11 protein-coding genes are annotated in these 12,637 nt (G+C 55.1%); 2 read left to right on the top strand and 9 right to left on the bottom strand.

Annotated features, from left to right (window positions below; translation table 11 throughout):
• Position 1: 1 nt before the first annotated feature.
• The gene (locus TW80_RS03140; protein ID WP_045995887.1) at positions 2–820 is read right to left on the bottom strand and encodes a sulfite exporter TauE/SafE family protein; all 819 of its coding nucleotides are present in this window, start codon (positions 818–820) and stop codon (positions 2–4) included.
• Between the two features lie 10 nt (positions 821–830).
• Positions 831–1,826 carry a tRNA dihydrouridine(20/20a) synthase DusA gene (dusA, locus tag TW80_RS03135; RefSeq protein ID WP_045995886.1) on the bottom strand — a complete coding sequence of 332 codons (996 nt, stop codon included), beginning with the start codon at positions 1,824–1,826 and terminating at the stop codon, positions 831–833.
• A gap of 193 nt (positions 1,827–2,019) precedes the next feature.
• Between dusA and TW80_RS03130 the strand changes: the two genes are divergently transcribed.
• The gene (locus TW80_RS03130) at positions 2,020–2,259 is read left to right on the top strand and encodes a hypothetical protein (protein ID WP_045995885.1); all 240 of its coding nucleotides are present in this window, start codon (positions 2,020–2,022) and stop codon (positions 2,257–2,259) included.
• Between the two features lie 62 nt (positions 2,260–2,321).
• Here TW80_RS03130 and TW80_RS03125 read toward each other — a convergent pair whose 3' ends face one another.
• From TW80_RS03125 to xylB, 5 genes are all read right to left on the bottom strand, one after another.
• The gene (locus tag TW80_RS03125; RefSeq protein WP_045995884.1) at positions 2,322–3,509 is read right to left on the bottom strand and encodes a glycerate kinase type-2 family protein; all 1,188 of its coding nucleotides are present in this window, start codon (positions 3,507–3,509) and stop codon (positions 2,322–2,324) included.
• A complete protein-coding gene (locus TW80_RS03120; protein ID WP_045995883.1) occupies positions 3,502–4,719 on the bottom strand; it encodes a hypothetical protein in 1,218 nt (405 codons plus the stop codon). Before TW80_RS03120 ends, TW80_RS03125 begins: the two co-directional genes overlap by 8 nt.
• Positions 4,716–5,669, bottom strand: coding sequence for a hypothetical protein (locus TW80_RS03115; RefSeq protein ID WP_045995882.1), 954 nt, complete (start codon positions 5,667–5,669; stop codon positions 4,716–4,718). Before TW80_RS03115 ends, TW80_RS03120 begins: the two co-directional genes overlap by 4 nt.
• A 77-nt stretch (positions 5,670–5,746) precedes the next feature.
• Positions 5,747–7,048, bottom strand: coding sequence for a xylose isomerase (gene xylA, locus TW80_RS03110; protein ID WP_045995881.1), 1,302 nt, complete (start codon positions 7,046–7,048; stop codon positions 5,747–5,749).
• On the bottom strand, positions 7,045–8,484 hold the full coding sequence (gene xylB / locus TW80_RS03105; RefSeq protein WP_045995880.1) for a xylulokinase: 1,440 nt from the start codon (positions 8,482–8,484) through the stop codon (positions 7,045–7,047). Before xylB ends, xylA begins: the two co-directional genes overlap by 4 nt.
• A gap of 189 nt (positions 8,485–8,673) precedes the next feature.
• On the opposite strand from xylB, the gene TW80_RS03100 reads away from it, so the two are divergent.
• Positions 8,674–9,930, top strand: a complete 1,257-nt coding sequence (locus TW80_RS03100; RefSeq protein ID WP_045995879.1) for an ROK family transcriptional regulator — start codon at positions 8,674–8,676, stop codon at positions 9,928–9,930.
• On the opposite strand, the gene TW80_RS03095 is transcribed toward TW80_RS03100, so the two are convergent.
• Positions 9,927–11,234, bottom strand: coding sequence for a cytochrome-c peroxidase (locus TW80_RS03095; protein WP_045995878.1), 1,308 nt, complete (start codon positions 11,232–11,234; stop codon positions 9,927–9,929). The two genes, TW80_RS03100 and TW80_RS03095, sit on opposite strands and share 4 nt — an antisense overlap.
• A gap of 55 nt (positions 11,235–11,289) precedes the next feature.
• Positions 11,290–12,570 carry a DUF3422 family protein gene (locus tag TW80_RS03090; RefSeq protein WP_045995877.1) on the bottom strand — a complete coding sequence of 427 codons (1,281 nt, stop codon included), beginning with the start codon at positions 12,568–12,570 and terminating at the stop codon, positions 11,290–11,292.
• Positions 12,571–12,637: the final 67 nt, after the last annotated feature.

Raw genomic sequence — 12,637 nt, 5'->3', positions numbered from 1 at the left:
ATTACCAACCCACCGCCTTGCGGATCATGTTCAAGGCAACGAGGATCAAAAAGATACCAAAGATCCGCTTCAGCGGTTTTGGATCTAATTTATGCGCCAGTGCTGCGCCCCACGGCGCTGTGATCAGTGTCATCGCGATAATCACGAAAAACGCGGCAAAGTTCACCGCACCCACAGTAAATGGTGGCGCGACATCCATTTCAACGAACAATAGCCCAGCAACCGAAGGCACCGCGATCAGCACACCAAACCCGGCCGCAGTTGCAACAGCACGATGGATCGGCACGTTAAACAAGGTCATCGTCGGCACGCCAAACGAGCCACCGCCAATCCCCATGAGAACCGACAAAAAACCTAATACAGGCGAAAGTACCGCGCGCTTAACACCTGATGGCATCGCGTCCCCCAAACGCCAATGGCTTTGTCCAAAGCTCATGTAGAGACCTACGATAATCGCCAGAATGCCAAAGATGCTTTGCAATGCCGCAGAGCGCAGTGATGAGACAACCAAGACACCGACAATCGCACCGCAGGCGATCCCAATCGCCCATGCCTTGAGGATGGGCCATTCAACCGCGCCTTTGCGGTTATGTGACATAACTGACCGCACCGATGTTACAATGATAGTTGCCAGTGACGTCCCCAGACAAAGCTGCATCAGTTGCGCGCTCTCATATCCTAATGCGCTGAAGACATAGTAAAACGCAGGGACAAGGATGATCCCGCCGCCCACGCCAAGTAATCCGGCCAACACACCCGCAAAAGCACCAATGACCAAAAGCAAAGCGCCCATGGTCAACAACAAGCTCATATCGTCCATAATTCGTCCCTTAGGCGGCAAGCCGCGTCACATATTCAAGTGCATCAAGCACCACCTGCGGCCCTGCCCCGTCTTTATGCGCGTTTTCAGACAGATGCCTGCGCCAACCACGTGCGCCGGGACGACCTTGGAACATCCCTAGCATATGCCGGGTCACCTGACCAAGCCGCCCACCCTGCGCAATATGATTTTCGATATAGGGCAACATCAGCTCCACGACATCTTCGGCGGTGCGCCCGGCGGGCTGGCCAAAAATGCGTTCATCCGCGTCCAACAAAATTTCGCTGGGGGTATGATAGGCAGCCCGCCCGATCATCACGCCGTCTAATCCATTGTCGAGCAGCGCAATCGCCTCGTCCAAACTGTTCACACCGCCGTTGATTGACAAATTCAACCCCGGGAACAGACCGTTCATCTCGAGGACCAGATCATAATCCAACGGGGGAATGTCACGGTTTTCTTTGGGGCTTAGCCCTTGGAGCCAAGCTTTGCGCGCATGAATGATAAAGTGATCAATACCGACGGCAGAGACCCGTGCCAAAAAGTCAGGCAAAATCTCATGCGGGTCTTGGTCATCCACACCAATCCGGCATTTTACGGTGACAGGAACAGGTACCGCCTGTTTCATCGCTGCGACACATTGCGCAACCAGTGGCGCATTCTCCATCAAGATCGCCCCAAAGCTGCCTGACTGCACGCGATCTGACGGGCAACCACAATTGAGGTTGATTTCGTCATACCCGTAATCAACGGCAATGCGCGCCGCCTCGGCTAGCTGTACCGGATCAGACCCGCCAAGCTGCAACGCGACAGGATGCTCTGTCGGATCAAACCCCAGCAGACGATCACGATCACCATGGATCACCGCAGGCGCCGTTACCATTTCCGTATACAAAAGCGCATGCCGCGACATCAGCCGATGGAAATATCGACAATGCCGATCAGTCCAGTCCATCATCGGCGCGACGGACAGGCGCCCTGCGTGGCGGACTTGTGCTGCTGTCATAGGTTCCGGAGTTCTCAACTTTGATCCTAACTGGTCATATGGTCTCGGCCAAATAGCACTTTCTTCAGGCAAAATACCAGTGCAGGCACTGATTGGGCCCAAGCAAACCTGTACTTTCGTCAAGTTGACCCAACGCGTCTTTGCCCTTAAGTAAGGCTGTGTAGTCGTTTAACAAGTTAAAAGGTAATCAACCATGAACTTCGCAAAACCACTTTGCGTGCTTGCTGCATTTGCGTTTCCAACATTTTCTTCAGCGGGCGAAATTGCTCTGACATTTGAATCTCACGGCGTGACCATCAGCGGTGAATTCGCCGGTTTCCAAGACGATGCCTACATCCTGATCACAACCGCCGGGCCGCTGCATGTGCCTGCGAACCTTGCGACCTGCGAAGGCGAAGATTGCCTTGTTCAGTTCACAGCGAATAACGAATAATCAGACCGTATCACGATCCGAAGCCCGCTTGCATCGCAGGCGGGTTTTGTTTTTTCCGCACCTTATGCAGGACGGATCATGACGCCGAGATCCGCGACATTCGTCCCGGTCGGCCCAGTCATCAAGAGCGCATTTGCCTGCTCTAACGCGGCGTAGCTATCGTTATTATTCAGCAGCTCTTGCACCCCTGAAATCTGTATGAGCGTATCTTGATCCACGATGCCGCCCGCCGCGTTGGTTGGCCCATCGCGACCGTCACTGCCGCCCTGAAGGCACAAGTAGTCGCGCCAACCGCGCTGCTTCGCTTCCAGCGCAATCCGCAGAACCAATTCTTGATTGCGCCCCCCTTGCCCGGATCCGCGTAAAACGACAGTTGTCTCGCCACCCCATACGGTAATTCCGGGACCCGCGTGATCGCAAATATAACGCGCGGCGTCCGCAACGTCGCCTTCAACAGGTTGGGACAACACCCGCGCGTTGCCCGCCTTATACGCCATCGCGGCAACGCTTTGTGCATTTGATCCAACCAACACATTGGTCGCCCGAGGCAAATCACCTGTTGGCGCCTTACTTTGCAGGTAAAATTGGACTGCGGCTGGTGTTTTGTCCCAAATATCGGCCCGTTTGAGAATTTCAATGGCCTCTTGCGGTGTCCCAATTGGGCCCACAGTCGGCCCGCTCGCAATCGCAGCAAGATCATCCCCAATCACGTCAGATAGGATGAGCGCGGTCACCTTGTTCGGAGCAGCGTGGCGCAAGAACCCACCACCTTTCAATTCTGACAGTTGCTGACGGACGAGGTTCATCGCCCCAATGTCTAACCCGGCACCTAACAAGAGCGCGTTAACCGCAGCTTTGTCTGCCAGGGTCATGGACCCGGCTGGCGCGGGCAACAGGGCAGAACCACCACCTGAAATAAGCGCCAAGACCGGGCCATCGGCCGTATTCAACGCACGCATGACAGCGCGGGCAGCCTCTGCCCCGTTCTCATCCGGTACGGGGTGGCCAGCCGCGAATATCTGGGCGCCATTTAGCATTTGCGCGTTCTCATAATTCGTCACGACGATGCAGGGCACCCCCGGAAACGCGGTAAGAGCGGCTTTGGCCATCAGGCGCGCCGCCTTGCCAACAGCGATGATTTGCGCGGGTGGCGTCACACCGTCTAAGGATGCGTTCACCGCATCGAACGGATCGGCAGCCTTTACCCCAGCCATAAAGATATCAATCGCACGCTGACGCATATCACCCATTCAACTCTTCCTTTTCTTCACGTCGTACGGCCATAAGGGCTGCCATGCGCTGAACGACCTGCAGTTCATATTCCGCCATCGGCGAAATGCTGAGCGATGGCATCGACAAAGCAATCAGCATGAGCGGGCGGCGCGCAACCATAATCACATGTGTGGCACTATAAGCCTCGAACAGATGCGCGATATGATCATCAGCGAGGCCACCCAATTTCGGCGGATCGGCGCGCCGCAAAACAGGTGCTTCGTCAAAAATCTTGCCTAGCACGTCTTCTTGCAAGGCGGCGACACTGGGGCGGCTAATCAATGCGGCACCTTCGACCAATGGATGCCCCCTTAGATCGCGGAGGAACAAGATCGGGTCATCCGTTTTTGATTCAGCAAGGTATTTCAGCAACCCCAGACTTTGTTCTTCGGTGCGCAGCGCACGCGCATCATTAAGGACCGCGACCAAAAACAATGCAGTCATGACAGTTGCTGTCGATAACAACAGCCCATTCCAATCGAGCGCAGCAATCGTGCCAACCAGCAACCCGACGAGCAGCCCTGCAGCGACCATCACGACAAAGTTCATCAGAACGACGCGGTGCCCGATCTGTGCACGCCCAACCCCAATCGCCAGCCAGCACATGACCAGCACGCCCAGCGCTGAAAACTGAATAGGCAAACCTAAACGCGCCATCAAGAAATCAGCCACGGCGAGCGGGATAAAGAAGAACAAAGAAGCGCCGATGCGGACCACAGTGCTATTCTCGCGCGCAGAGAGAGATCCGCGATCCCGCCAAAGGATCATCCACCCTGCCATAAAGAATCCGGTTAACTGAAAGACCATCAGCCCCATGAGCCGCAGGGGGTCAATATGGGACCAATACCAAAGCGCTGACACAGCAAAGAAGATCGTGCCATATCCAACAATCTTTTTCGCAAATGGTGGAGCATGACGGCGCAGCAATCCCTCGGTGAGGATGAGCGCGGCCATTGGAATAAACGCAGCGCCCATCAGCACAAGTACCCGAAACATTTGCCAACCGGTCAGCGCAACCAGCACACGCCCGATAAACAACAGCATCGTGATGCGCACACAAAACAACAGGCGGCGATTAATCGGGTCACGTCGATCACGACGTAATAGCACCCTTTGAAGCGTAAGAAGCCCCAACAGCGCAGCAAGCGACATGCAAAGCTGCGTAATCTCGGCTGCTAGACCTGTCACTTTGCGACCTCGTCATAGGGGCGCAGCGTTTCCCAGTGTTGACGGCTATCAGACCAATGTAGCGCTGGCAAAATCACCCGTCGCAAGGCCACAATCCCGCCGGTCAATAGCAGCCCAATGATTGCAGACTTTGGAACCTCGCGCCGCAAATACCCCCGCATCGCGGCGATATCCATTTTACCGAGCTGGATTACGTCGTCGCCACGATCATAATCAAGTTCCGATGCGCAAAACGCGTTGTAACGCTCTTCGCGGTGCTTTGGTGCCTCATCCCATGTCTTTTTCAGATCGTCAGAACCGCCAGTGTAAGCGTTTGTGATGACAAAGCGATCTTCGTCAAACTCGGCCTCTGCCCCAACGCCAAAAACACTACGGTGACCAGCCATGATCTGCCGGGCGAGCAACAAATGGTTCAGTGTCCTTCGGCCACCATCTGGGCGCGGCCAGACCTCGGAAAACATCTGCGATACCATACCGACAACTGCAGGAACTTGGGTCACATTCGATATCCAAACAGGACGAAACTGACGCCGAAACAAGATCAAAAAACATGTGAGACCATAGAGCACCCAAGACATATTCTTGGATCGCTCATCGGGATCGACCATCACCAAGCCGAGGTGCAGCACTTCGATCGGGTGCGGGCGGGTATCCAGCCGCATGATTGCCAGCGCGTTAAAGGCAATTGGTGTTCCGTCCGCACGAAAGATCAGCGTAATGATCACGTCTTTCATGGCCGATGCTTTGCCAGAGAAAACACCATAGTGCAGCGACCCTTCATCAAGGGTACGCGCAGCAATCGTCCTGAGATGATCGGAAAGATCTGCGAGCTGTGCATCCTGCATCCACAGGCCCGGCCGCTCAATGATGCGCACGCGCAAATCCGCACCCGACCGCAAATTCAAGTCCAGATACTTATGCCCCAAGGATTTAAGTAAGGTGCTGATCACAAAAGAAACCCGTTGCTATTCAGCACAGGTTAGGCAGCCTGCCCCAAAGGGGCAAGCACCAGATTTCCACACCTACTTTAGAGGTATCGGTTGACCAAGTTTTCGAGACGCTCCTGACGCCCCGAACGCGGCGCAGGATTGATGTCATCCGCGGCGACACGGGCGGTAATTGCATCAAGATCGCTTTTCAGCATCGCTTGGGCCGCATCACTATCCCATCCGGCGTAGCGTGCGTTACGAGCTTCTTCTAACTTACCATCCTCTAGCATTGCAGCAGCGGCCTTTAGCCCCGCAGCACATGCGTCCATGCCACCAACATGCCCCAAGATCAGATCCTCAGGATCAAGCGACTGACGGCGCAGCTTGGCATCAAAGTTGGTGCCGCCTGTGGTGAAACCGCCTGCGCGCAGAACCTCGTAATAGGCCAAGGTCATCTCTGGAACATTGTTTGGGAATTGATCTGTATCCCAACCGGATTGGTAATCATTCCGGTTCATATCAATCGACCCAAAGATGCCCAATTCACGGGCCAACGCCAGTTCATGTTCAAACGTGTGCCCCGCCAGAATTGCATGGCCCTGTTCGATATTTACCTTCACTTCGTTCTCGAGACCAAAATCCTTAAGGAAACCATAGACCGTAGCCACATCGTAATCATACTGATGTTTGGTTGGCTCTTGTGGTTTTGGCTCGATCAGAATGGTCCCTTTGAACCCGGTCTTGTGCTTGTAATCGACGACCATTTCCAACATGCGTCCCGCCTGCTGGCGCTCCCGTCCCATGTCGGTGTTCAACAATGTTTCGTAACCTTCGCGGCCACCCCACAGAACGTAGTTTTCGCCACCTAGTTTGATCGTCGCATCCATACAGGTTTTGATTGTCGCCGCCGAAAAGGCAAAAACATCTGGGTCAGGATTTGTCGCGGCACCCGCCATAAAGCGGCGATGCGAGAACAGATTAGCCGTGCCCCACAACAGTTTTACGCCAGATGCATCCATCTTTTCAGCAAAGTAATCAACGATTTCCTCGAGGTTCTTTGTGTTCTCAGCAAAGCTGTTTCCTTCGGGGCGAACATCTGCGTCGTGGAAGCAGAAATAAGGAACACCGAGAATTTGGAACATCTCAAACGCAACGTCTGCCTTTAGCTTCGCGGCGGCCATCGTGTCGCTAAGCCATGGGCGTTCAAAGGTCTGCCCACCAAAAGGATCGCCACCGGGCCATGCAAAAGAATGCCAATAGGCTGCAGCAAAGCGCAGATGATCCTTCATCGGTTTGCCCATGACGATTTCGTCGGGGTCATAATGCCTAAAGGCAAATTCATTGTCTGTTTGCGGGCCTTCGAATTTGATGGTCGGTATGTCTTTGAAGAAATCGGTCATGACAGTCCTTTCAATGCATCATAGCTGGCACGGTAACGCGCGTGTGCTTCGGTAAAGCTGCTGGTCAAGCTGTGAACGGGTTCAATTGTGCGGGCAATTTCTGGGGTCGTGGCAACATCGACACCTGCGCCAGTCGCCGCCATCAGGCCAAGCCGGGCAGCACCAAAGGCACCACCAAAATCGCCAGCAACAGGGAGTTCAACTGGGATGCCAAGGCTGGTCGCAATCGCTTGCACCCAATAGTCAGATTTAGAACCGCCACCCACCGCAATTAAGCGGTTGATCTGCGTCCCGGTCGACGTCAGCGCATCGTAGTTGTCGCGCAACGCAAAGGTCACCCCTTCGAGCACTGCGCGCGTCATCGCCGCCTGATCGGTCGCGTGGTCCAAATGTAAGAACGCCCCACGAATTTTCGCGTCGTTATGCGGGGTCCGCTCTCCGCCCAAATACGGTAGGAACAATGTCCGCTCCGGCGCGCGTAAATTGCCCAGCGCGCTGGTCAGGGATGCTGCCGGTTGCCCCACGGATTTTGAATACCAATTGAGCGCATCAGCCGCAGCGAGGATGACACCCATCTGGTGCCAAGTATCAGGCAAAGCATGACAAAACGTGTGTACTGCGGTTGCGGCATCGGGCTGATAGGCGTCAGACGCCGCAAACAGCACGCCCGATGTACCGAGTGATACAAAGGCGTCCCCTGCCTTTACCACGCCAACGCCAACCGCGCTTGCCGCGTTGTCGCCACCGCCCCCGGCAACGACCACATTCGTAGACAGCCCCCAGCGCGACGCCAGTTCTGCCCGCAACGTGCCGGAAACTTCGGAGCCTTCGACAAGGCGTGGCATATGTTCACGTGAAAGCCCCGTTGCAGCCAGCAGCTCATCAGACCAATCACGCTTTGCGACATCCAACCAACTGGTGCCCGCCGCATCAGACATTTCCGCAACGGCCTCGCCGGTAAGCCACAGGCGCAGATAGTCCTTTGGAAGAAGGACCTTTTTGACCTTGGCAAAGACTTCGGGTTCATTACGAGCGACCCAAAGTAACTTTGGCGCAGTAAAGCCCGGAAATACGATGTTACCTGTCAGTTCACGAAACTGCGGATTGGCATCCAACTCGGCCGCCTCGACGGCTGACCGCGTGTCGTTCCACAAAATACAGGGGCGTAGAATTTCATCCGCTGCGTCCAGCAATGTCGCACCATGCATTTGCCCGGACAAACCGATCCCGCGCACTGCATCGAGCGACATTTGGTTTTTCAACGCGGTCATTGCAGCATCAGCAGCATCCAGCCATGTCGCAGGGGCCTGCTCAGACCAGCCGGGTTCTGGGCGTACTGCCTCAAGCGGGGCTGTCGCCTCGGCCAAGATCTTTTGCGTATCGTCAATTAACACCGCCTTGAGACCCGAAGTCCCAAGATCCAACCCGATATACATGCGGCACACCCCCTCGCTCAGTTATTGCACGCATGTTGTGAAGCGCGTCACATACGATGTCAAATTAAATTCACTAGTCGAAATAAAAATAGCATATTTTCGTATTATTTCTTGAAATGAGGCCCTATAACGGCAGGAACTGCCAGTATCGCGATGGCAATCTTACATATATAATTCAGGTATCGAAATATGTTGACCCCAAGCACAGACGACGATTCCCAGCCTCGGCCGGGTTGTGGGCCACTGCTGCCAACCGGATCAGCAAACGCCAAACCGATGCGGCAACAGATATTTGAACACGTGCGCGCGGCCGGTCGCGCGACCCGCACAGAAACAACCCGTATGCTGGGGATCAGCGCAGGTTCAGCCACTGCGTTGACGGCAGACCTGATCCAAGCAGGTCTCTTGCGTGAAGTGGAAACGATCCCACGCGAGGCGGGCCGCGGTCGCCCCGCCGTCGCTCTCGAGGTGGTCGCTGACACATATTTTGTGATCGGGATAAAGCTTTCCGAAGAAATGCATTCAGCAGTGCTTACCGATTTTGCAGGCAATACGCTGGGCACAGCAACGCTAAGCACCCCACCGCACCCAAAGTCTCTGGATGAAATTCTCAGCGAGGTCGGCACGCTTATCGAAATGGTGCTGAATATCGCCAAGAAATCGCAAACAGATATCGCTGCCGTGGGGATCGGCATGTCCGGCATCGTGGACCATCAGTCCGGCACCGTGCCTTGGTCACCACTCCTCGCTCTGCGCGATAGCGATTTTGCAGCACATTTCGAAGAGCGCTTTGGGCTTCGCCTCTACCTCGACAATGACGCGAATATGCTGACGTTGGCCGAACTCTGGTTTGGGGCCGGGCGTGCCAAGTCTGACTTTGCCGTTGTCACGATTGAACATGGTGTCGGGATGGGGCTGGTGATCGACAACAGGCTCTATCGTGGTGCGCGCGGTATGGGGCTTGAACTTGGGCATACCAAGGTCCAGCTTGATGGCGCCCTTTGTCGATGCGGACAGCGCGGTTGCCTTGAGGCCTATCTTGCTGATTACGCCCTTGCCCGAGAAGCAGCGACCGCCCTGCACCACCCACCCAGCGAAAGGCTCAGCCCGAAGGCGCTGCTTGATGCGCTTTTTGCACAGGCCAAATCCGGCAATGAATCCGCGCAAACGATTTTTCGACGTGCCGGGCGATATCTGTCTGTCGGGTTGGCAAATGTTGTGCAGCTCTTTGATCCGGCCCTTATCATTATTTCAGGTGAGCGGATGCAGTATGACTATCTATACGCAGAAGAAGTCATCTCTGAAATGCATCGGCTGACGTTGAATAATGGGCGTTCTGCGTGCGGTGTGGAAACCCATGCCTGGGGTGATCTTATCTGGGCGCGGGGCGCAACGGCGCTGGCCCTATCCGCACTCACCGATCAAGTCATCACAGAAATATCCTAATCCAGCCGCGGCACGGCAAGCCCACTAGGCACCGCATCCGGCACACCCAAGCGCCCCACCCTTGCGACAGGATCGGTCAAACTGTCCAAGAAGGCCAATAGCGCATCCACTTCGGTTTCTGACAATGGCGGACCTGCGCGATGCGCAACTTGCGCAATGGGTGCATAGTCTTCGCGCCTGTCATCCACGGGCAAGTCTGGCAGAACAGCCTTACCCAAATCATAAGTTTGCAGGGCTGAAACCGGATCAAGATGCGCAACAATAAACGCGCGCAAGTCAGAATATGCCCCTGCGTGCCCATAGGGTGATGTTAGGGTGACATTGCGCAAACTAGGCGTTCGAAACGCGTATAGGTCACGCGGGTTGCCCGTCACACGAAACCGCCCCTCATCACGCGCATGGTTTTCAAAGCGTGCGGCCTTGCCCGGTCCGATCTGCGGGCTGCCCATCGGGTGAAAATCGTGATCTGTCAGAAATGGACCCGCGTGACATCCAGCACATCCCGCAGCCCCGTAAAACAAATCCATGCCATCCGCTGCTTCCCCCTCAAGGGTCGCCTCCCCACGCAAGACAGCATCAAAAACAGATGTATCCGACCGCCATTCAAAGACCATAAAAGCGGCGATTGCATTGGAAATATCGGTAAAACCGATTTGCTCTGCCCGATCGATGTGATCATAGGTCGCGATAAATGCCTGTTCATACGCGGGAATATCAGCCACCCGGCCCGAGATAATATCCCATGCGCCACCTTCCCCCGTCAAAACACCGCGCCTGACAGCTTGAGCAACATCATTCTCGCTATAATGACCCGCCATTTCATCGCCGCTGAGCACGGGAAACATCGTTTGTGCAGATAGCAGAGACGCAAATCCGGCGACCATATCCGCATCAAGTGGCGTGCGAATGCCGCCGGGACGGTTCGGGTCGATCTCAATCCGGCCGTCATGAAACAACCGTGTGAATTCATGTGCCCCGAGATTAAAAAGCGCGGGCGCATTTCGCGGTATCCGCTGCTCTGGCATGTTGCTGGGGTCCGCCACCCGCTGATCCCCTAAACCAATACCACCATCCCCAATCCCAAGCGACACACCGTCGCTCGTGCCAAATGCAGGGTGATGGCAGGTTGCACATGCCACCTCGCGATTGCCTGACAGAATAGGGTCATAGAACAAGAGATGGCCTAGCTTCGCCTCTTGCATGTTCACGGAAACATAATCGGCGTCTGTCACCGGTGATGGCAAGACCTGCGCATCGACGGCGACGCCAAGCGTTACCCAAACTGCCGCCAGCATATATTTCATTCTTGCCTCCCTCAGAGAGGCATGGTGACTGGTCGCGGTGAACCTGACAAGTCCCCTACTGCATGTGTTTGCGGATACGCCGCAACATATACCACACGGCCCCGACCACGACAGGCGTGGCCAACGCAGCGATCACGGATTTACTGATATCAAATTGGTATTGAAGTGGCCCAAGCACATAGAGCACCAAATTCAGCGCGTAGTAGCTAATCGCGACGATCGACAGTCCCTCGACGGTATGTTGCAAACGTAGCTGTAAATCGGCTCGCCGATCCATACTGCGCAGTAGTGCTTGGTTCTGCGCAGAGCGTTCAACATCAACGCGCGTGCGCAATAGATCGCCCGCCCGCAAGGCACGCTCTGACATCGACTGTAAACGTGCTTGCGTCGACTTTACCGTCCGCATTGCGGGGTCATATCGGCGCATCATAAATTCGCCAAAAGTCTGGCGACCACCGAACCTTTCCTCGCGCAGGACATGAATGCGCTGGTTTACGATTGTCTCATAAGCCCCTGTTGCACCAAAACGAAATGACGATTGGGCCGCGATGCTTTCAAGCTCTGCTGAGACCTCGAGCAACGCATGAAGTTGCGCGTCCGGTTCCGGCATCATCCCGCGCATATCAGCAATCAGCTGTGACAGCGTTTTGTCGATTTGCCCCATTTGCGGCCCAAGTGCCCGCGCGCGTGTGAGCCCCAGCATCGACATCGCTTTGTATGTTTCGATCTCGCACAAGCGCTGAACAACCCGCCCGATCCGGCGCACCCCAACTTTTGGCCTGGCAAAGACCGCAAACCGCATGTGCCCAGCCAGATCAATTCGAAAGTCTCCGGCAATAACCAGATCATCATCAAGCACACGGCTAATCGCGACACTTTCAGGAACAAACCAATCACGGGTCTTGGCTGAGATTTCTTGATCATCCTCGCCAATCTCGACACGGATCAGAGCAGAGGTAATCCTGTCACCGGGCGCAGAACTTAGCCAATCGTCGGGAAACACTGCGAATGTCCCGGCGTCAAACGGGGTATCTGCCGCCCCCTCGCCCATAATGGTGTAAGTCACAAACTCTGTGTGGCTTTCCCATTTGATCTGGAGCTTTCCGATCTGGCCAAAGTAATGCGTTGCATCAGGTTCAGGATGAGGGGCAGCAAACCGATCCAGTAGATCCGTCAAATGTCGCATATCAGCGGCCCGATCCCGACCTGCTGCATTCTGGCGGGGCTTGAGAGCCAGAAAGGCCGCGCGCCCCGGTGCTTGCATCGCCGGAAATGGTCGTGCGTGTAATTCATTTGCCAAGGCAAACCGCAACGGATGATCACAAATAGGTGCCATAGCCTGCCCCTCGCTCAATCATGGGGCAAAGGTTAACGAATTTCAGGAACCTGTAAAGAATTTCGTT

Source organism: Loktanella sp. S4079 (assembly GCF_000967725.1).
Lineage (GTDB): Bacteria > Pseudomonadota > Alphaproteobacteria > Rhodobacterales > Rhodobacteraceae > Yoonia.
This window is presented reverse-complemented; position numbering and strand designations above follow the sequence as displayed.